This is a genomic window from Leifsonia sp. Root227 (assembly GCF_001428745.1).
Taxonomy (GTDB): Bacteria; Actinomycetota; Actinomycetes; order Actinomycetales; family Microbacteriaceae; genus Leifsonia.
In genome coordinates, this window is the sequence record NZ_LMIO01000003.1 from 733,628 (window position 1) to 754,502 (window position 20,875).

The 20,875-nt window shown below is 67.6% G+C and carries 16 protein-coding genes; 11 read left to right on the forward strand and 5 right to left on the reverse strand.

Annotation, left to right across the window (positions count from 1 at the left end; genetic code table 11):
- Position 1: 1 nt before the first annotated feature.
- Positions 2 to 2,935 carry an aminomethyl-transferring glycine dehydrogenase gene (gene gcvP, locus ASE16_RS13490; protein WP_055895696.1) on the forward strand — a complete coding sequence of 978 codons (2,934 nt, stop codon included), beginning with the start codon at positions 2 to 4 and terminating at the stop codon, positions 2,933 to 2,935.
- A gap of 79 nt (positions 2,936 to 3,014) precedes the next feature.
- Here gcvP and ASE16_RS13495 read toward each other — a convergent pair whose 3' ends face one another.
- On the reverse strand, positions 3,015 to 3,809 hold the full coding sequence (locus ASE16_RS13495) for a CPBP family intramembrane glutamic endopeptidase (protein WP_055895699.1): 795 nt from the start codon (positions 3,807 to 3,809) through the stop codon (positions 3,015 to 3,017).
- Between the two features lie 272 nt (positions 3,810 to 4,081).
- Between ASE16_RS13495 and ASE16_RS13500 the strand changes: the two genes are divergently transcribed.
- From ASE16_RS13500 to ASE16_RS13510, 3 genes are all read left to right on the forward strand, one after another.
- Positions 4,082 to 5,872, forward strand: a complete 1,791-nt coding sequence (locus ASE16_RS13500; RefSeq protein WP_055895701.1) for an ABC transporter family substrate-binding protein — start codon at positions 4,082 to 4,084, stop codon at positions 5,870 to 5,872.
- Positions 5,873 to 6,064: 192 nt separating this feature from the next.
- Positions 6,065 to 7,597: an ABC transporter permease gene (locus ASE16_RS13505; protein ID WP_055895704.1), complete on the forward strand. Its 1,533-nt coding sequence runs from the start codon at positions 6,065 to 6,067 to the stop codon at positions 7,595 to 7,597.
- Positions 7,597 to 8,610 (forward strand): ABC transporter permease, encoded by a 1,014-nt coding sequence (locus ASE16_RS13510; protein ID WP_055895706.1) that lies wholly within the window; start codon positions 7,597 to 7,599, stop codon positions 8,608 to 8,610. Before ASE16_RS13505 ends, ASE16_RS13510 begins: the two co-directional genes overlap by 1 nt.
- Before the next feature lie 44 nt (positions 8,611 to 8,654).
- On the opposite strand, the gene ASE16_RS13515 is transcribed toward ASE16_RS13510, so the two are convergent.
- Positions 8,655 to 9,281: a PH domain-containing protein gene (locus ASE16_RS13515; protein WP_055895708.1), complete on the reverse strand. Its 627-nt coding sequence runs from the start codon at positions 9,279 to 9,281 to the stop codon at positions 8,655 to 8,657.
- Between the two features lie 86 nt (positions 9,282 to 9,367).
- Between ASE16_RS13515 and ASE16_RS13520 the strand changes: the two genes are divergently transcribed.
- The 3 genes from ASE16_RS13520 to ASE16_RS13530 all read left to right on the forward strand — a co-directional run bounded on the left by ASE16_RS13520 (position 9,368) and on the right by ASE16_RS13530 (position 13,791).
- A complete protein-coding gene (locus ASE16_RS13520; RefSeq protein WP_055895710.1) occupies positions 9,368 to 11,221 on the forward strand; it encodes a dipeptide ABC transporter ATP-binding protein in 1,854 nt (617 codons plus the stop codon).
- A 123-nt stretch (positions 11,222 to 11,344) separates the two neighbouring features.
- Positions 11,345 to 13,267 (forward strand): translational GTPase TypA, encoded by a 1,923-nt coding sequence (gene typA / locus ASE16_RS13525; RefSeq protein ID WP_055895712.1) that lies wholly within the window; start codon positions 11,345 to 11,347, stop codon positions 13,265 to 13,267.
- A gap of 56 nt (positions 13,268 to 13,323) precedes the next feature.
- Complete coding sequence (locus tag ASE16_RS13530; protein ID WP_235500492.1) at positions 13,324 to 13,791, forward strand: hypothetical protein; 468 nt, start codon at positions 13,324 to 13,326, stop codon at positions 13,789 to 13,791.
- Positions 13,792 to 13,858: 67 nt separating this feature from the next.
- Here the strand turns inward: ASE16_RS13530 and efeB are convergent, their stop codons facing one another.
- Genes efeB through efeU form a run of 3 tightly spaced genes read right to left on the reverse strand, consistent with a single transcriptional unit; the run spans position 13,859 to position 17,366 of the window.
- Positions 13,859 to 15,175 (reverse strand): iron uptake transporter deferrochelatase/peroxidase subunit, encoded by a 1,317-nt coding sequence (gene efeB / locus ASE16_RS13535; RefSeq protein WP_055895715.1) that lies wholly within the window; start codon positions 15,173 to 15,175, stop codon positions 13,859 to 13,861.
- 8 nt (positions 15,176 to 15,183) lie between these two features.
- Positions 15,184 to 16,362, reverse strand: a complete 1,179-nt coding sequence (gene efeO, locus ASE16_RS13540; RefSeq protein WP_055895717.1) for an iron uptake system protein EfeO — start codon at positions 16,360 to 16,362, stop codon at positions 15,184 to 15,186.
- A gap of 44 nt (positions 16,363 to 16,406) precedes the next feature.
- Positions 16,407 to 17,366 carry an iron uptake transporter permease EfeU gene (gene efeU, locus ASE16_RS13545; RefSeq protein ID WP_082581447.1) on the reverse strand — a complete coding sequence of 320 codons (960 nt, stop codon included), beginning with the start codon at positions 17,364 to 17,366 and terminating at the stop codon, positions 16,407 to 16,409.
- A 101-nt stretch (positions 17,367 to 17,467) separates the two neighbouring features.
- Here efeU and ASE16_RS13550 point away from each other — a divergent pair, with 101 nt between their 5' ends.
- The 4 genes from ASE16_RS13550 to ASE16_RS13565 all read left to right on the forward strand — a co-directional run bounded on the left by ASE16_RS13550 (position 17,468) and on the right by ASE16_RS13565 (position 20,861).
- Entirely contained in the window at positions 17,468 to 17,842 is a 375-nt protein-coding gene (locus tag ASE16_RS13550) for a DUF6113 family protein (RefSeq protein ID WP_055895719.1), read from the forward strand.
- 101 nt (positions 17,843 to 17,943) lie between these two features.
- A complete protein-coding gene (gene fdxA, locus ASE16_RS13555) occupies positions 17,944 to 18,264 on the forward strand; it encodes a ferredoxin (RefSeq protein ID WP_055895722.1) in 321 nt (106 codons plus the stop codon).
- Positions 18,265 to 18,280: 16 nt separating this feature from the next.
- On the forward strand, positions 18,281 to 19,399 hold the full coding sequence (gene dapC / locus ASE16_RS13560; protein ID WP_055895725.1) for a succinyldiaminopimelate transaminase: 1,119 nt from the start codon (positions 18,281 to 18,283) through the stop codon (positions 19,397 to 19,399).
- A 199-nt stretch (positions 19,400 to 19,598) separates the two neighbouring features.
- A complete protein-coding gene (locus ASE16_RS13565; RefSeq protein ID WP_055896560.1) occupies positions 19,599 to 20,861 on the forward strand; it encodes a citrate synthase in 1,263 nt (420 codons plus the stop codon).
- Positions 20,862 to 20,875 lie beyond the last annotated feature (14 nt).

Here is a 20,875-nt window from a genome sequence, read left to right on the forward strand (position 1 = left end):
CATGACTGAACTCTTCCAGACGCGTCACATCGGCACCGGTGACGACGCGCAGCGCTCCATGCTGTCCTCCATCGGCTACGAGACGGTCGCCGACCTGGTCACCGCCGCCGTGCCGGACACGATCCGCGTCGACCCGGGCTACGAGTCCGTGCTTCCCGCGGCGGCCAGCGAGCGCGCGGCGCTCCGCGAGCTGCGCGCCCTGGCGGCGCAGAACACCGTCAACCGGTCGCTGATCGGCCTCGGGTACTACGGCACCATCACGCCGGCCGTGATCAAGCGCAACGTGCTGGAGAACCCGAGCTGGTACACGGCGTACACGCCGTACCAGCCGGAGATCTCGCAGGGACGCCTGGAAGCGCTGATCAACTTCCAGACGATGGTCGCCGACCTCACCGGCCTCGACACCGCAAACGCGTCGATGCTGGACGAGGGAACAGCCGTCGTCGAGGGGATGCTGCTGGCCCGCCGCGCATCCAAGGTGAAGTCGGCGAGGTTCGTCGTCGACGCGGACACCTTCCCGCAGACGCTCGCGCTGCTGCGCAACCGGGCGGATGCGGTCGGCATCGAGCTCGTCGTGCTCGACCTGGCAGCCACCTCGGCCGACTCCGCCGAGCTGGCCGACGCGTTCGGGCTGTTCGTGCAGTACCCTGGCGCATCCGGCCGGGTCTGGAACCCGGCTGATGTCATCGCCTCGGCCAAGGCAGGGGGAGCAGTGGTCGTGGCCGCGGCCGACCTGCTCGCGCTCACCCAGCTCCGCTCGCCAGGCGAGCTCGGCGCAGACGTCGCTGTCGGCACCAGCCAGCGCTTCGGTGTGCCGATGGGCTTCGGCGGCCCGCACGCCGGCTTCATGGCCGTGCGCTCCGGCCTGGAGCGCCAGCTTCCCGGCCGCCTCGTCGGCGTGTCCCAGGATGCGGTAGGCAAGCCGGCGTACCGGCTCACGCTGCAGACCCGCGAGCAGCACATCCGCCGCGAGAAGGCCACCTCGAACATCTGCACCGCCCAGGTCCTGCTCGCCGTCATGGCCGCGATGTACGCGGTCTACCACGGCCCGCGCGGGCTCAAGGCGATCGGCCGGCGGGTGCACCTCACCGCGGCGACCACCGCGACCGTGCTCCGCGAGCGCGGCGTCGACGTGATCTCCGAGTCGTTCTTCGACACCATCCAGGTGCGGGTCGCCGACGCAGCCGCGACGGTCGCCGCCGCCCACGAGCGCGGCATCCTGCTGCACGCGGCAGACGCATCCACTGTCTCCCTGAGCTTCGACGAGGAGGTCGCGGCCGACCTCGCTGAGGGGTCGACGCTGTTCGCGGACCTGCTCTCCGTGTTCGGCGCGGACGCCGCCGCAGACGAAGCAGGCACGGACGGCTCCGACGTCAGGATGATCGACGGCGTCCCGTCGTTCGACCACACCCTGCTCCGGTCCAGCGCCTACCTGACCCACCCCGTCTTCAACACGCATCACTCCGAGACGGCCATGATGCGGTACCTCAAGTACCTCGCCGACAAGGACTACGCGCTCGACCGCGGCATGATCCCGCTCGGCTCGTGCACGATGAAGCTCAACGCCGCCACCGAGATGGAGGCCGTCACCTGGCCGGAGTTCGCCGGGCTGCACCCGTACGCGCCCGCTGACGACGTTCGCGGCTCCCTCGCGCTCATCGACCAGCTCGAGACCTGGCTCGCCGACGTGACGGGCTACGACTCCGTCTCGCTGCAGCCGAACGCAGGAAGCCAGGGCGAGCTCGCCGGACTGCTCGCGATCCGCGGATACCACCGCTCGCGCGGCGACCTCGCGCGCACGGTCTGCCTCATCCCGCAGAGCGCCCACGGCACCAACGCGGCGTCGGCGGTCCTCGCCGGGATGTCCGTGGTGGTCGTCGCCTGCGATGAGCTCGGCAACGTCGACCTCGACGACCTCCGCGCGAAGATCGCCGAGCACGCGGACACCCTCGCCGCGCTCATGATCACGTACCCGTCCACGCACGGCGTGTACGAGCACGAGGTCGTCGCGATCACCCAGGCGGTACACGACGCGGGCGGCCAGGTCTACGTCGACGGCGCCAACCTGAACGCCCTCCTCGGCTACGCCCGCTTCGGCGACTTCGGCGGAGACGTCAGCCACCTCAACCTGCACAAGACGTTCTGCATCCCGCACGGCGGCGGCGGACCGGGCGTCGGCCCCGTCGCGGCGAAGGCGCACCTCGCGCCGTTCCTGCCAGGCCACCCGCTCGCTCAGGATGCGACGCACCCGCTGTCGTCGGCGAGCGGTGCTGCCGGTGAGCGCGTCGAGCACGCAGGCGGTCCAGTGTCGAGCGCGCCGTACGGGAGCCCGAGCATCCTGCCGATCAGCTGGGCGTACGTCCGGATGATGGGCGCCTCCGGCCTCCGGGATGCGACGGGCGCTGCCGTGCTCGCGGCCAACTACGTCGCCGTCAAGCTCCGCGACTCCTTCCCGGTGCTCTACGCGGGCGACAACGGCCTCGTGGCGCACGAGTGCATCCTGGACCTGCGGCCGCTGACCGAGCAGACCGGCGTGACCGTCGACGACGTGGCCAAGCGCCTCATCGACTACGGCTTCCACGCCCCGACGATGAGCTTCCCCGTCGCGGGCACGCTGATGGTCGAGCCGACCGAGAGCGAAGACCTCGGCGAGCTCGACAGGTTCGTCGCCGCGATGATCGCCATCCGCGCCGAGGCGGACGCCGTCGCCGCGGGGGACTGGCCGGCCGACGACAACCCGCTGCGCGGCGCCCCGCACACCGCGGAGTCCGTCATCTCCGGCGAGTGGACGCACGCGTACTCCCGCGAGCAGGCCGTCTACCCGGTTCCTGGCCTGGTCCGTTCCAAGTACTGGCCACCCGTCCGCCGCATCGACCAGGCGTACGGCGACCGCAACCTCTTCTGCGCCTGCCCGCCTCCCGAGGCCTTCGCCTAGTCGCCCAAACCATCGAGTCCGAACTTATTCACGCCCTCACCCGGCGTGTCGCGTGAATAAGTTCGGACTCGATTGCTGGTTAAGCGAAGATGTGCGGCCAGAGGGCGACGGCGAGCGGGTAGCCGACGAACGAGACGATGTCGATGACGACGTGGGCGACGACGAGCGGCATCACACGGCCCCAGCGGGTATAGCACCAGCCGAAGACGACGCCCATGATCGCGTTGCCGACGAACGGCCCGAAGCCCTGGTAGAGGTGGTAGCTCCCGCGCAGCAGGGCGGCGGAGACGATGATGGTCCACTTCCCCCAGCCGAGCTGCCGCAGCCGGGTGAACAGGTAGCCGACGATGATGACCTCTTCCTGCAGGCCGGCGCGCAGCGCGGCGAACACCAGGATGGGAATGGTCCACCAGTGCGTGTCCAGCGGAGACGCCTGTACCTGCACGGTCACCCCGACCACCCGGCCGAGGGCGTAGAACAGGATGCCGGGGATGCCGATCGCGAGGAACAGGAGCATCCCGCCACCGAGGTCGGGAAGCGGCCTGGTCAGATCGAACCCGATCCGTCGGAATCCGCTGCGCTCCCGCTGCCAGAGCAGGAAGATCACCAGCGCGACGGCGAACAGCGGGAAGAGGTTGCCGAGGAACTGGTAGGTGAAGTCCAGCCACTCCCTGGTGCTCTGCGACGGGTTGACCTGCGCCGTCTGGTCAGCCAGCGGCGTCGTGTCCGTGGCCCGCGCGACGATCTCGACGATCGAGTAGACAGCGGATGCGCCGAGCGACAGCCCGAGGACGATCGCGATCTCCCACCACAGCCGCGGGCGCTGTGCGCGTTCGAGCGGAATCTCGGCGGACCAGGGGGTTTCACGGCTCATAGAGGCATCCTGCCAGGTCTTGGACGACGGCCCCTGGATGCGCTTTGTCCTGTCTGAACGGGCGGAAGCGGTCGATTCGTTGCACCACGCGGTCGAAAATCGCCGTTCTTGTGTGCATCGTGCAATTTTCCGCTAACCGAGTTACCACTGTGTAACGTTTTGCCGCCCCGTTTTGCATTCAAACCGTGCGATACCTAGGGTCATTCTTATCCAGCGCGGTCCGGACGCACTCGCATGTCCGCGGCCGACGCACACTTCGCACAGGAGGAACATTGCACATCAAGGGAAGAAAGGTCAGGTACGCGGTCAGCGCGGTCGCCGTCGCCGGCGTCGCAGCGCTTGCACTGTCAGCCTGCACCACGTCCGGCAGCACCGGTGGATCCACCGCTGCGCAGGGCGGCTCCGTGTCGGTCGCTGTCGTGAACGACTTCACGTCGTTCAACTCGCAGACGCCGCAGGGCAACCTGGACACCAACGGCCAGGTCGGCTACCTCGACGGCTCGTACGGAACCGGGTTCCAGTACATCGACAACAACTACAAGATCGTCCACGACGACAAGTTCGGCAAGTTCGAGAAGCTCTCGGACGACCCGCTGACGGTCAAGTACACGTTGAACAAGGCCGACAAGTGGTCAGATGGCCAGCCCGTCACTGCTGACGACATGGTGCTCGCCTGGGCGATCGCATCCGGTTACTACGACTCGTCGACCACCGACGACCAGGGCAACGTCACCAAGGGAACCCAGTACTTCACGATCGCTGGTTCCACGGCGGGTCTCGACACGACCGCCTTCCCGACGGTCGGCGACAACAACACGTCGATCACCCTGAAGTACGGCACCCCGTACGTCGACTGGGAGCTCGTCAACCCGATCGCGCAGCCCGCGCACATCGTCGCCAAGAAGGCGGGCCTGTCATCGGCCGCCGACCTGACGAAGCTGCTCAAGGGCCTGCAGAAGGGCGACAAGGACAACCCTGCCGCTCCGGACGCCACGCTCAAGAAGGCTGCTGACTTCGTCAACACCGGCTACGACGTGACCGCGTTCCCGACCGACAAGGACCTCCTGGTCTCCTCCGGACCGTTCGTGGTCTCCGGCTGGACCCCCGGTCAGTCGCTCACGATGGTGAAGAACAAGTACTACGCCGGTGGACTCAAGCCGAACGTGGACAAGATCGTCTTCCGCATCATCCCTGACGCGAACGCACAGGTCACCGCTCTCCAGAACGGTGAGGTCGACATCATCAACCCGCAGGCCTCCGCCGACACGATCACCGCGCTGAAGAACACCAGCGCCAAGGTCCTCACCGGTGCTCAGGCCTCGTACGACCACCTCGACCTCAACTTCGGCTCGCAGACGTTCGCGGACCCGAAGGTGCGCGAGGCGTTCCTGAAGACGATCCCGCGTCAGCAGATCCTCGACTCGATCGTCACCCCTGTCGACTCGAAGGCCAAGGTCCTCGACTCGCAGATCTTCCTGCCCAACCAGGAACAGTACGCGGACACCGTGAAGATGAACGGTTCTGACAAGTTCGCCAAGGTCGACATCGACGGCGCCAAGGCGCTGCTCGCCGGTGCCACCCCGACGGTCAGGATCCTCTACAACACGAACAACCCGAACCGTGTCGACGAGTTCCAGGCCATCTCGGCCTCGGCCTCCAAGGCCGGCTTCAAGGTCGTCGACGCTGGATCGCCCGACTGGAGCAAGCTCCTCCCGGGTGGCGACTACGACGCTTCGCTCTTCGGCTGGATCAGCCCTGGTGCAGGCACGTCGCAGATCCCGCAGCTGTTCACCACCAACGGTGGCGGTAACTACAACCGTTACTCGGCGGCGAACGACCTCGCTGTGAAGTCGCAGACGACGCTTGACCCGTCCGAGCTGACCAAGATCGAGCAGCAGATCGACGCGAAGACCTTCGCAGACGGATACGGCCTCCCGCTGTTCCAGCTGCCCGGTGTCTTCGGCGCCACCGCTCGTGTGGAAGGCGTGAAGTACAACGGCGGACAGTCCGGTCCGTTCTGGAACTTCTGGGAGTGGTCGGTCAAGTCCTCCACCGCGAAGTAACCAGCTCCAACAGTGAGAGTGCCCGGGTGAACCCCGGGCACTCTCCTGCCGCGGGGCGTCGGCGGTTCCGTCGACGCCCCGTATCATGTAGTCGGTGGACGAGACCCGTTCATCCATTCCGATACGCGTCGACGCGGGCCGAGTGCCCGCCACCCCCGAGCCGGCGCGCACTGTCAGTGAGGTTTTCAACCTATGGCGAGTTTCATCCTGAGACGCCTTCTCGTCTCGGTGCTCATCATCATCGCCGCATCGTTCCTGATGTACATGCTGGTCGCGTACAGCGCAGACCCGCTCCAGGACCTGCGGAGCAGCAATTCCCCCAACAAGACTCAGCTCATCAACGCCAGGATCCAACTCCTGCAGCTCGACGTCCCCCCGCCGCTGCGTTGGCTTCTGTGGCTCGGAGGTGCGGCCAAGTGCCTCATCCCGTTCGCGAACGCGTGTGACCTCGGCTCCACGATCTCGAACGCTCAGGTCGTCGACATCCTGCCGCAGGCTCTCGCATCGACCATCCAGCTCGTCACGGTCGCGCTCATCCTCGCGATCCTGCTCGGTGTCACCATCGGTATCGTCACCGCCCTTCGCCAGTACAGCGGACTCGACAACGTCGTCACGTTCCTCAGCTTCTTCCTGTACTCGCTCCCGGCGTTCCTCGTGGCCGTGCTCCTCAAGGAGTTCGTCGCGATCGGCTTCAACAACTTCCTCGCGAAACCGACGATCCAATGGTGGGTCGCCGGCCTGATAGGACTGGTGGCCGGCCTCATCTGGCAGTCGCTGATCGGCGGCGACATGAGGCGGCGTGTGACCACGTTCCTCATCTCCGGCGTCGCGACGGCCGGGATCCTGCTGCTGATGTCCGCGACGGACTGGTTCCTCAAGCCCGGCCTCGGCCCGGTGGTGATGATCATCCTCGTGGCGGCCATCGTCCTCGGCACGACCGCCCTGATCTCCGGCCTGCAGAACCGCAGGGCGCTGCTCACGGCCGCGATCACCGGCGCGATCACGATCGTCTGCTACTTCGCGCTGCAGCCGCTGTTCGACATCTCGTCGGTCGCGACCATCATCATCCTGATCGTCGTCGCCATCGTGGTCAGCCTCGCCATCGGCTACTTCGTCGGAGGCTACGACCGCGGTCAGAACATGCGGGTCGGCGTCATCGTCACCATCGCGTCCGGCGCCCTCGTGCTGCTCGACCGCTTCATGCAGGCGTGGCCGCAGTACTTCCAGGACACCAACGGCCGCCCGATCGCGACCGTCGGCTCGTCGACGCCCGGGCTGTCCGGTGACATCTGGGAGACGGGGCTCGACACGTTCACCCACCTGGCGCTGCCGACCGTCGCGCTGCTGCTGATCTCGTTCGCGTCGTACACCAGGTACTCCCGCGCCGGGATGCTCGAAGTCCTCAACCAGGACTTCATCCGCACCGCGCGCGCCAAGGGTCTGCCCGAGCGCACCGTCGTCGTCCGTCACGCCTTCCGCAACATGCTGATCCCGATCACCACCCTGGTGGCGTTCGATGTCGGCGCACTGCTCGGTGGCGCGATCATCACGGAGCGCGTGTTCGCGATCCCCGGGATGGGTTCGCTGTTCAACGCCGGACTCCAGCGCGGTGACCTCAACCCGGTGATGGCCTACTTCGTCGTGATCGCCGCCATGGCCATTCTGTTCAACTTCCTCGCGGACCTCGCGTATGCCGCACTCGACCCGAGAGTGAGGGTCCGATAATGTCCAGCACCGAACCCATGATCGCCGACGAGCTGCAGGCGCCGACCGCACCACCGGTCAGCCAGGGCAAGCTCATCTGGAAGCGGTTCCTGTCCAACAAGGTCGCCGTCATCAGCGCGATCCTGTTCATCGTCATCATCCTGTTCTCGATCTCCGCGATCGGCATCGGAAACATCCACGGCTGGTGGAAGTACGACTACAAGGAGCTGAACGACCAGGTCAAGCAGGGGTCACCGACGATCGAGCACCCGTTCGGGCAGGACCGCATCGGCAAGGACTACTTCGCCCTCGTCATGCGCGGCATCCAGAACTCCGTGCTGGTGATGATCATCATCGGCGTCATCGCGAGTGTGCTCGGCGTCTTCGTCGGCGCGGTCGCGGGGTACTTCCGCGGCATCGTCGATGCCATCCTGATGCGCATCACCGACGTGTTCATCGTCATCCCCGCCCTCGTGATCGGCTCGGTCGTCGGGCACTGGACCGGAGGCCTCGGCGCTCCGTTCCTCGCCCTGATGCTCGGCTTCTTCTCCTGGATGGGCATCGCACGTCTGGTCCGAGGCGAGTTCCTCTCACTCCGAGAGCGTGAGTTCGTCGAGGCGGCGCGCGTCGCCGGTGCCTCCGACATGCGGATCATCTTCAAGCACATCCTGCCGAACGCCATCGGCGTCGTGATCGTGTCGTCGACGCTGATCATGGCCGCTGCCATCCTGCTCGAGACGGCGCTGTCCTTCCTCGGCTACGGCATCCGCCCGCCGGACGCGTCGCTCGGCCTCCTGATCAGCTCGAACGAGTCGGCCTTCCAGACCCGTCCGTGGCTGTTCTGGTGGCCTGGCGCGTTCATCGTGACCCTCGCCCTGCTCGTCAACTTCGTCGGCGACGGTCTCCGGGATGCGTTCGACCCGCGCCACCGCCGGTTCAACCTGCGCAAGATGCGCGAAGAGGAGCCGGAGCCGGGCGAGGGCGACGCAGGAACCCCGAAGACCGGAGCGGCCATCGCGGAGGACGTGCTGTGACCAGCGCCGTCCTCGCCCTGCCCCTCGCCGCCGTGACCTACTGGTCAGGCGAGGAGCAGGGCGGCGATCGTGCCGGCGAGCAGCAGCACCAGGGCCGACAGGCTCACCAGGTGCCAGCGGACCGTCACGGGCGTCTCGTCGGCGATCCCCGCCTCGAGCGCTCCGCTGTCGCGGAGCTGCGTCCACTGGCGGCGCACCACCTCGGCGGCGGCGCCGGACGGAGTGGACAGCAGATCGCCTGGCCGGCGCACGCTGTCGGCGACGCTCGGCTTGCCGACGCGTCCCTTGGTCTCGCTGCGGGTCGCCCTGAGCGTCCTGGACGTTCCAGGCGCAGGCAGCGACCAGACGGCGTACTTGTGGCCGGGCGTGTAGAGCGTCAGCGCGAACTTCGTGTCGACGTTGATGAGCGCCTCCCACGGGATCTGGACGGTGCTCGTCACGTTGACCACCGTCAGGCCGTCGCGGGCGACGACGAACAGGGGACGCCACAGCGTCACCCAGGCCAGCAGCGCGAAGAAGGCGCACGGCGCGATGTACAGCAGCCGCAGATCGTGGATGCTCACCAGCAGTCCGATGGTCAGCGCGGCACAGGCCGCCCAGATCAGGACGGCAACGACCCGGTTGAACCGGGAGACGAACACCTCGCGTTCGTCGGCGGAGGCGTAAGGCATGTGACCATGCTCTCACCCCTCGCGCCCTCGGACGGCGACCGGAGACGCCGGGCGATCCCCGGCGCTCGCGAAAGGAACAGCACATCATGACCGACAACACCAACGGTCAGGCGGGCGTCGTGAGCGACGCCGCCGTTCTCCAGGTCACCGACCTGTCGGTGGACTTCGGCGTCGACAACGTCTGGGTCCCGGCTGCCAAGAAGCTCAACTACTCGATCAGGGCGGGCGAGGTGTTGGCGATCGTCGGCGAGTCCGGCTCTGGCAAGAGTGCGAGCTCGATGGCGATCCTCGACCTCCTGCCGGAGAACTCGCGCGTGCGGGGGAGCATCAAGCTGGAGGGGCGCGAGCTCACCGGCCTGAACCCGCAGCAGATGCGCCGCGTGCGCGGACGCCAGGTTTCCGTGATCTTCCAGGAGCCGATGACGGCGCTGAACCCCGTATACACGGTGGGCTTCCAGATCGTGGAGACCCTGCGCATCCACTTCGGGATGTCGCCGCACGAGGCGAAGGAGCGCGCGCTCGAGCTGCTCGGCATGGTCGAGCTGCCCGACCCGGTGAAGGCGTTCAACTCGTACCCCCACCAGCTCTCCGGCGGCCAGCGTCAGCGCGCGATGATCGCGCAGTCGATCTCCTGCGACCCGAAGCTGCTCATCGCCGACGAGCCGACCACCGCGCTCGACGTGACGGTCCAGGCCGAGATCCTGGAGCTGCTGCGTTCGCTGCGCGACCGTCTCGACAGCGCCATCCTGCTGATCACCCACGACATGGGCGTCGTCGCCGACCTGGCGGACAACATCGTCGTGATGCGCAAGGGCGACATCGTCGAGTCCGGCACCGTCGCCGAGGTCTTCGCTAACCCGCAGCACCCGTACACCATCGCCCTGCTGGAGGCGGTGCCCCACCTCGGTCAGCGCGAGGACGAGGAGATCGACACCACGGCGGCCCTCGCCGCAGGCACGGAGAACCCGGACGCCGCGTTCGCAGAGCGCATCCGGGTGAACGAGCGCATCGCCGCCGAGGAGCACACCAAGTCCGAGATGGACAAGCGCAAGGTCGTCGTCGACTTCCAGAACGTGGCCATCGAGTACCCGAAGCACGGCCGCGTTCCCGCGTTCCGCGCGGCGAGCGACATCGACCTGCAGATCCACGAGGGCGAGGTCGTCGGCCTGGTCGGCGAGTCCGGCTCAGGAAAGACCACGCTCGGCCGCTCGGCCATCGGGCTGCTGCCCATCCACTCCGGCAAGCTGGTCGTCGCCGGTCAGGACATCAGCAACGCGAACCGCGACGAGATCCGCAAGCTGCACCGCAACGTCGGCATCGTGTTCCAGGACCCGTCGTCGTCGCTGAACCCGCGTCTGCAGATCTCCGACTCGATCGGCGAGCCGCTGCGGCTCGCCAAGGGACTGAAGGGCCAGGAGCTCGCGAAGGAGGTCGACCGCCTCCTCGACAGCGTCGAGCTGCCGCTCGCGTACCGCAGCCGCTTCCCGCACGAGCTCTCCGGCGGCCAGAAGCAGCGCGTCGGCATCGCCCGCGCGCTGTCGCTGAAGCCGCAGGTGCTGATCGCCGACGAGCCGACCAGCGCGCTCGACGTCTCCGTTCAGGCCCGCGTCCTCGATCTGATGCAGAACCTGCAGCGCGAGATGAACTTCGCCTGCCTCTTCATCACGCACGACCTCGCCGTCATCGACGTGCTCGCCGACCGCATCGCGGTGATGCACCACGGCAACCTGGTCGAGGTCGGAACGCGCAACGAGATCCTCCGCTACCCGAAGGAGGCGTACACGCAGCGCCTCCTCGCCGCGGTGCCGCTGCCGGACCCCGACCAGCAGCGCGCACGCCGCACGCTGCGGCTGGAGCTGCTGGCCGCGGGTTCCGACGAGGCCGTCGTGCCCGCCGTCGAGCTGCAGGAGCCTGAGCCCCCGGTGGCGCAGGGACTGTAGCGAGGGCGGATCACCGCATCCACCAGAGGGGCCCGGCGCTGAGTGCGTCGGGCCCTTGGTCGTTCCCCTGATAGAATGGACCGTTCCCCACTTATCCTTCTGACGAGAGTCGAGTCTGCACGCATGTCCGAGAACGCCGTCGCCCACCGCGATGATCTGCGCAATGTCGCAATCGTCGCCCACGTCGACCACGGCAAGACCACGCTGGTCGACGCCATGCTCCGGCAGACGAATTCGTTCGGCGACCACGAACACGTCGAAGAGCGTGCCATGGACTCCAACGAGCTCGAGCGCGAGAAGGGCATCACGATCCTCGCCAAGAACACGGCGATCTCGTACAAGGGCAAGCACGCCACCAACGGCCCCATCACGATCAACGTGATCGACACCCCCGGCCACGCCGACTTCGGTGGAGAGGTCGAGCGCGGCCTGTCGATGGTCGACGGCGTCGTGCTGCTCGTCGACGCGTCGGAGGGTCCGCTTCCGCAGACCCGCTTCGTGCTGCGCAAGGCGCTCGAGGCCAAGCTGCCCGTCATCCTCGCCGTCAACAAGACCGACCGCGCAGACGCCCGCATCGAGGAGGTCGTGAGCGAGAGCCAGGACCTCCTGCTCGGCCTCGCCAGCGACATGGCCGACGACGTGCCGGACCTCGACCTGGATGCGATCCTCGACGTCCCCGTCGTCTACGCCTCTGGCCGCGCGGGCGCTGCGAGCCGCAACCAGCCCGCCAACGGCGAGCTGCCGGACAACGACGACCTGGAGCCGCTGTTCGAGGCCATCCTCGAGCACATCCCCGCTCCCACCTACGACCCGAGCGCTCCGCTGCAGGCACACGTCACCAACCTCGACGCCTCGCCGTTCCTCGGCCGCCTCGCGCTGCTGCGCATCTTCAACGGCACCCTCAAGAAGGGCCAGACCGTCGCCTGGGTGCGCCACGACGGCGACGTGCACAACGTGCGCGTGACCGAGCTGATGATCACGAAGGCCCTCGACCGCTACCCGGCCGAGAGCGCCGGCCCTGGCGACATCGTCGCCGTCGCCGGTTTCGCCGACATCATGATCGGCGACACCCTCGCCGACCCGGAGGACATCCGCGCCCTTCCGGCCATCCACGTGGATGAGCCGGCCATCTCGATGACGATCGGCACGAACACCTCGCCGCTCGTCGGCAAGGTGAAGGGCCACAAGCTCACCGCGCGCATGGTCAAGGACCGTCTCGACCGCGAGCTGGTCGGCAACGTCTCGCTCCGCGTGCTCGACATCGGGCGTCCTGACGCGTGGGAGGTCCAGGGCCGTGGAGAGCTCGCGCTCGCCATCCTCGTCGAGCAGATGCGCCGCGAGGGCTACGAGCTCACCGTCGGCAAGCCGCAGGTGGTCACCAAGCGCGTCGACGGCAAGCTGCAGGAGCCGTTCGAGCACCTCACGATCGACGCGCCGGAGGAGTACCTCGGCGCCATCACGCAGCTCCTCGCCGCCCGCAAGGGCCGCATGGAGAACATGGCGAACCACGGCACCGGCTGGGTCCGCATGGAGTTCATCGTTCCGTCGCGCGGCCTGATCGGCTTCCGCACCGAGTTCCTCACGACCACGCGTGGAACCGGCATCGCCAACGCGATCGGTCACGGCTACGACGACTGGGCCGGCCAGATCGTCACCCGCAGCAACGGTTCCATCGTGGCCGACCGCTCCGGTGTGGTCACCCCGTTCGCCATCATCGCTCTGCAGGAGCGCATGACGTTCTTCGTGAACCCCACGGAGGAGGTCTACGAGGGCATGGTCATCGGTGAGAACTCGCGTGCAGACGACATGGACGTGAACATCACCAAGGAGAAGAAGCTGACCAACATGCGTCAGTCGACCGCGGACAACTTCGAGTCGATGACGCCGTCGCGCCAGCTGACGCTCGAGGAGTGCCTCGAGTTCGCCCGCGAGGACGAGTGCGTCGAGGTCACCCCGGAGGCCGTGCGCATCCGCAAGGTCGAGCTCGACTCGAACGCGCGTGCCCGCGCCACCTCGCGTCTGAAGAAGCAGGACCAGAACGCCTGATCGAACGTACCCTTGACCTGACGGCTCGCACGGCGGGCCGTCAGGAAGGGGCGATCGTGAAGCGATCCAGGATGCTCGTGGGCGTTCCGCTCGCGATCGTGCTCGCCCTCGGCGTCACGCCGGCGCTGACGGGCTGCGGCATCGAGGGCATCGTCAAGGACGCCACGGGCGGCAACGTCGACATCGGCGGAAAGAAGGTCCCTGCCGACTTCCCGTCCGCTGTCCCGCTCTACGACGGCGACGTGGTGCTCGGCGCCTCCGTCGGCTCCGGCGACGCCGAAGTCTGGAACGTCACGGTGAAGCTCCTGGACGCGAAGGCGTACCAGGACATCCAGAAGCAGCTCGCGGACGCCGGTTTCACCGGCGAGTTCGGCGCCACCTCGCCGGACGGCGGTGGCACAGGCACCTTCGCGAGCGACGCATACGGCGTGCTCGTCGTGGTCACCTCGGCCGGCATCAACGGCTGGGTCGCCAACTACTCCGTCTCCCGCACCCCCGCATCCACCCCTGCCCCCACCCCCTGAACAATCGAGCCGGGACTTCTGCACGCGACACGCCGAGTGTAGGCGTGCAGAAGTCCCGGCTCGATGGTCAGGCGAAGAGGGTGGCGCCGACGTAGGAGCCGGAACGGGCACCGGGCGGCACGGCGAAGATGCCGGAGCCGACGTGCTTGACGTACTCGTTCATGGCGTCGTTCTTCGCGAGCTGCATCTGGATCGGGATGAACTGCTTCCGCGGGTCGCTCTGGAACGCGATGAAGAACAGCCCTGCGTTGAGCCGGCCGAGCTCGTCGTTCCCGTCCACGAAGTTGTAGCCGCGGCGCAGAAGCTGGGCGCCGTTGTTGGTCTTCGGATGCGCGAGCCTGACGTGCGAGTCCGGGTCGATCTTGGTGCCGCCGGTGGGGGAGAGCGCGAGGAAGTTCGGTTCGCTGAACTCGGTGCCGCCGGAGAGCGGAGCGCCCTCGCCCTTGTCACGGCCGATGATGCGCTCCTGCTCGCCGAGCTGTTGCCTGTCCCAGGTCTCGATGACCATGCGGATCTTGCGCGCCACCAGGTAGGAGCCCCCGCGCATCCACTGGTCGTCGCCGCCCGAGCCTGCCCACACCTGGTCGGCGACCACCGCGGTGTCCTCCGACTTGATGTTCGCCGTGCCGTCCTTGAACCCGAACAGGTTGCGCGGCGTTGTCTGGCTGCGCGAGGTGGACGACGTGCGTCCGAAACCGAGCTGCGACCAGCGGATGGTCGCGCGCCCGAACGCGATCCGGGACAGGTTGCGGATCGCGTGCACCGCCACCTGAGGGTCGTCGCTGCACGCCTGTACGCAGAGGTCGCCTCCGACGAGCGCGCCCTGGAGGGCGTCGCCGGGGAAGTGCGGCAGGTCGACGAGCGCGGCAGGGCGACGCGATGCGATCCCGAACCGGTCGTGCCCGTCCGCCGTCTCGAACAGGGTCGGCCCGAACCCGAAGGTGAGGGTGAGACCGCCCGCAGGCAGGTCGAGAGCTTCGCCGGTGTCGTCCGGGGGCGCATCCACGGGGCCGCTCGCCGGTCCGTACTTCCCGGCCGGTCGCCCCTGAGTCATCCGCGCGGCGGCGGTGGTCCAGTCCTGCAGGAGTTCGACGAGGCCGGCGCGGTCGAGGCCGTCGACGACGTCGAAGGTCGCGAAGTGCAGCCTGTCCTGCGCCGGCGTCGTGATCCCGGCCTGGTGCTCTCCGTAGAACGGGTATGTCGCCGACGAGTCGGTGGATGCGCCGAGCACCGTTCGATCGACGGCGATTCCCGCTCCGACGCCCACCACGCCGGCGCCGACCGCAGCGCCGGCCAGGCCGAGAAGCCCGCGGCGGGAGAGGCCGGACGTGCTGCCGGTCTCTCCCGCCGCTGGTGCGTTCTCGTCGCCTGTCTCCGAAGTCACCCGCAGACCTACTTGACGATGATCGAGGTGAGCTGGCTGAGCGGCTCGCTGAGGGCGTTGACCTCGTCGGACAGCTCCTTCACCTGGGAGGTGCTCAGCTCGGTGTAGCTGACGTAGCCGTCGCCCGACTTGTACTGGTCGAGCAGCGTGGTGATCGCGGCGAACTCGGCGTCGAGCTGGGCGACGACCTTCTTGCCGTTCGCTCCCTTGCCCTCCGCGATGTCGCGGACGATGCCGTACGCGACCTGCGCGCCTTCGACGTTGGCCTGGAAATCCCACAGGTCCGTGTGCGAGAAGGTCTCCTCCTCGCCGGTGATCTTGCTGCGGGAGACCTCCTCCATCAGGCCGATGGCGCCGTTGGAGATCTGGTCGATGGTGAGGCTGAAGTTCTTCGCGTACACCAGGTCGTAGAGCTTCTGCGTGTCGGCGACGAGCTGGTCGCCGAGCACCTTCCGGCCGGCGGAGTCGGAGGGCGTGAAGCCGGCGGGAGCCCAGAGATCCTTCTCGATGCGGTGCCAGCCCGTCCAGTTCTGCCCTGCCTCCAGGTCGGCCTCGCGCAGGTCGATGGCGGGGTCGATGTCTCCGAACTGCTCGGCGGTCGGCTCGATGCGCTCGTAGAACGCCCGCGCAGCAGGGTACTGGGTGCGCGCGGCGGCGTCGTCCCCTGCCTCGTACGCCTTGGCGAAGGCCTGCGTCGCGGTGAGGAGCTGGCCGCTCTGGTCCTTGACGTATGAGATGTAGTTGGTGACGGCCTGCGAGACCTGCTTGCTCTCGCTGGCGGAGGTGGTGGTGTCCTTGCCCTTGGTGACGCTGAACTTCGTCAGCGAGGTCGGGCTGCCGACCATGCCCTTCTTGCAGGCGGTGTAGTAGCTGCCCTCGGCGAGCTGGACGACGTAGTTGACCGTGGTGCCTGGCCCGACGTTCTCCTTCTCGCCCGCGATGCGCAGTTTGTCGTCCGCGAGCACCTCGAACTCATTGACGTCCGTTCCGGTGTTGGTGACCTGGAACGTCACGGCGCCGCTGGGAGCGGTGGCGGTGGAGACGGTGCACTTCTCGTCGTTCAGCGTGACGCTGATCGCCTCGGCGTCGGCAGACGCCTTGTTGGGCACGCAGCCGGTGAGGGCGATCGCGATGGTGGCGGCGCCGATGGTTCCGGCGAGGACGCTGAAGGTGCGGGATCGTGGCATGGGGGTGCTTTCTCGTGCAGGAGGATGCGTCAGTGCGGCGCGGTTCAGGATGCTGTGGTGCGGGGGAGAGGGGAGGTGCTGCTCGCGGCCATGCTGCTCGACGCGCTGCTGCTGGATGCGCTGCTGCTGGATGCGGTCGCCTGGTGCTGCTGCACCGAATCCGGTGTCGTCGTCGCGGGTTTCGCGGGTTTCGCGGGTTTCGCGGACGCGCGGTGCTGCCGCAGGTAGAAGGCGGACACGATCACGACGTATGCGAGCCAGCCGAACACCTGCAGCCAGGTGGGCGACGGGTTGAAGTTCACGATGCCGGTCAGGAAGGTGCCGTACCAGCTGGAGGAGGGGATGATGCCGCTGATGTCGTACGCGTGGACCCCCGCGCCGGGAAGCACGCCGGCCTCCTGCAGGTCGCCGATGCCGTATGCGAGCACGCCGCCGGCCACCAGGATGAGGAACGCCCCTGTCCAGGTGAAGAAGGTCCCGAGGTTGATCTTGACCATGCCGCGGTAGATGAGCGCGCCGATCACGACCGCCGTGAGGATACCGAGCAGCGCGCCGACGACCGGCTCCCACCCGCCACCGACGCTGGCGACCGTGGCCCAGACGAACAGCGCCGTCTCGATACCTTCGCGCCCGACGCTCAGCATGGCCAGGATGATGACGCCCCAGCCGGCGCCGACCAGCGCGGAGTCGAGCTTCGACTGCAGGGTCGTCTTCATGCTGCGGGCGGTCTTGCCCATCCAGAACGTCATCCAGGTGACGAAGCCGACGGCGACGAGCGAGAGGCCGCCTCCGAGGATCTCCTGCGCCTGGAAGCTGAGGCCGTACGGCCCCCAGGTGAGCAGAGCACCGAGGCCGAGCGGCACGACGACCGCGATCCCGATGCCGGCCCAGAGCTTGGAGAGCACGTCGCGGCGTCCGACCTTCACCACGTACGCGATCAGAATCCCGACGACGAGAGATGCTTCGAGACCTTCGCGGAGGCCGATCAGATAGTTCGCGAACACAGAGCACTTTCGGACGGAGTGGCGGGGGAGGTTGGTAAGGCTAACCTTACCGCCTTCGACCTTAGACAACCGTGCCCAGCATGTCCAGATAGGATTCGAGAATGCTCAGCCGGATCGTCAACTACGTGCTGCTCTTCCTGGTGGGCGCGATCGTCGGCGCCGTCGGCACGGTCGCGCATCCGACCACGGTGACCTGGGGAGTGAGCATCCCGCTCGGCCTCATCGGGTCGCTGACGGCGTACACCGCGATGCTCGTCGGGCTCCGCCTGCTCGGAACCAGCCGCATCCCGGCCCTGGTGGCCGCCATCGGCGCGATCCTTGCCGTGCTGCTGTTCTCGCAGAAGAGCGCTGGGGGTTCCGTGCTGATCCAGAACGACCTGCTCGGTCAGATCTGGCTCGCCGGTCCGATCGTGATCGCCGCCATCGTGATGGCGTGGCCGGACCTGTCGAAGTCGCGACGGCCGCAAACCGCCTGAGCCGCACCGTGCTGAACCGCAAACGCCCTGAGGCGCAAACGACTCGGCGTGGAAACGGCATAAGCTAGACGAGTACAACTCGCGAAGGGAAATACTGCACTGTGACCTACGTCATCGCCCTCCCCTGCGTCGACGTGAAAGACCGGGCCTGTATCGACGAGTGCCCTGTCGATTGCATCTACGAGGGCGAACGGTCGCTCTACATCCACCCGGACGAGTGCGTCGATTGCGGCGCCTGCGAGCCCGTCTGCCCCGTCGAGGCGATCTACTACGAGGACGACCTGCCGGAGCAGTGGGCCGACTACTACAAGGCAAACGTCGAATTCTTCGACGACATCGGCTCCCCTGGTGGAGCGGCCAAGGTCGGCGTCATCGCCAAGGACCACCCGGTCATCGCAGCCCTGCCTCCGCAGGCCCACTGAGCTCCGGCCCCGCCCGATGGCTCTCGCCGAACTCCCCGAATACCCCTGGGATGCGATGGCGCCGTTCGCGGCGCGCGCCAGGGAGCACGCTGACGGCATCGTCGACCTGTCCATCGGCTCCCCGGTGGATGCGACTCCCGACCTCATCCGCCGGGCGCTGGCAGAGGCGACGGACGCGCACGCGTACCCGCAGACGGTCGGGACGCCCGCCCTGCGCGAGGCGATCGTCTCCTGGTTCGCACGCCGTCGCGGCGTCACCGGCCTGACGGTCGACAACGTCCTTCCCACGATCGGCTCCAAGGAGCTCGTCGCGTTCCTTCCGTTCATGCTCGGCCTGGGGGAGGGCGACGTGGTCGTGCATCCACGGGCCGCATACCCGACATACGCGATCGGCGCGGCGATGGCAGGGGCAGAGGCGCTCGCGAGCGACGACCCCGCCGAGTGGCCGCAGAACACCAAGCTGGTCTGGCTGAACAGTCCTGGCAACCCCGACGGCCGCGTGCTGTCCGTGGAGGAGCTGCGCGCGGCGGTGGAGCGTGCGCGCGAGCTGGGAGCATACGTCGCGAGCGACGAGTGCTACGCCGAGCTGGGCTGGGACGCTCCCTGGGACGAGACGCCCATCCCGAGCGTGCTCGACAAGCGCGTCATCGGCGACTCCCGGCGCAACGTGATCGCCGTCTACTCGCTGAGCAAGCAGTCCAACCTGGCGGGCTACCGCGCCGCGTTCATCGCGGGATGCGCGACCGTGGTCGGGCGTCTGCTGACCGTCCGCAAGCACGCGGGTCTCATGCTGCCTGCTCCACTGCAGGCCGCGATGGTGACGGCACTCGGCGACAACGAGCACGTGTCCGTGCAGCGCGAGCGCTACCGGGCGCGGCGCGATCTGCTCCGCCCGGCGCTCGAGGGCGCCGGCTTCCGCATCGACCGCAGCGAGGCGGGGCTGTACCTGTGGGCGACACAGGGCAGGGACGCGTGGGAGACTATCGGGCGGCTGGCCGACCTGGGCATCCTGGCCGGGCCCGGGGTGTTCTACGGCGACTCGTCCCCGCAGCACGTGCGGCTTTCGCTGACCGCGACGGACGAGCGGATCGCCGCCGCAGCGGAACGCCTGCGCGCCGTTGGAGAGACTCTCTAACAGGACCGGCCCGCTTTTGCACGATGCGACAGTTGTCGCTGCCGTTCGTTAGGCTGTATCCGCACGACTTTTGCAGCGCTGCCACGATCAGCGCGCGAACCCAACCATTATCCCTGGAGGCGTTGTGAGCGGAATCGGCACCGATAAGGCACAGGCGGGCAGCGCTGTTCCCGCCCGCACCGAAGCGGCGACCGCTTCGCTGAGCTACCCGGGTGGCACGGCCGAGTTCCCGATCCTGTCCAGCGTCTCCGGTGCGTCGAGCATCGACTTCTCCACGCTGACCAAGCAGACCGGCCTCACCAGCCTCGACTACGGCTTCGTGAACACGTCGGCCACACGGTCGGCCATCACCTACATCGACGGCGACGCCGGCATCCTGCGCTACCGCGGGTATCCGATCGAGCAGGTCGCGCAGAACTCCACGTTCCTCGAGGTCGCCTGGCTCCTCATCTACGGCGAGCTTCCGAGCGCCAGCGAGCTGGCCGAGTTCGACGAGCGCATCCGCCGCCACACGCTGCTGCACGAAGACCTGCGCCGCTTCTTCTCCGCCCTCCCGCACGACGCGCACCCGATGTCCGTGCTGTCGAGCGCCGTCTCGGCGCTGTCCACGTTCTACCAGGACTCGCTCAGCGTGCACGACCCTGAGCAGATCGAGCTCTCGACCATCCGCCTGCTGGCCAAGCTGCCGGTGATCGCGGCGTACGCGCACAAGAAGAGCCTCGGCCAGGCGTTCCTCTACCCGGACAACTCGCTGAGCTTCGTCGACAACTTCCTGCGCCTCAACTTCGGCACGATGGCGGAGCCGTACGAGGTGAACCCGGTGCTGTCGAAGGCGCTGGAGCGTCTGCTGATCCTGCACGAGGACCACGAGCAGAACGCATCCACCTCGACGGTCCGCCTGGTCGGCTCGACGCAGGCCAACCTGTTCGCGTCGGTCTCTGCGGGCATCAACGCGCTGTACGGCCCGCTGCACGGCGGTGCCAACGAGGCCGTCCTCGACATGCTCGCCGGCATCCGCGACTCCGGCGAGAGCGTGCAGAAGTTCGTCGAGCGCGTGAAGAACAAAGAAGAGGGCGTGAAGCTGATGGGCTTCGGGCACCGCGTCTACAAGAACTTCGACCCGCGCGCCCGCCTGGTGAAGGAGTCGGCGGACGAGGTGCTCACCGCTCTCGGCGTCCACGACCCGCTGCTCGACATCGCGAAGGAGCTGGAAGAGGTCGCCCTGGCCGACCAGTACTTCATCGACCGCAAGCTCTACCCGAACGTGGACTTCTACACCGGCGTCATCTACAAGGCGATGGGCTTCCCGACCAGGATGTTCACCGTCCTGTTCGCGATGGGCAGGCTTCCCGGCTGGATCGCCCACTGGCGCGAGATGAACAGCGACCCCGCCACGAAGATCGGCCGCCCGCAGCAGCTGTACACGGGTTCCGCCGAGCGCAGCTGGCCCACCGGCCGCTGACCGTCGCTCCCGCC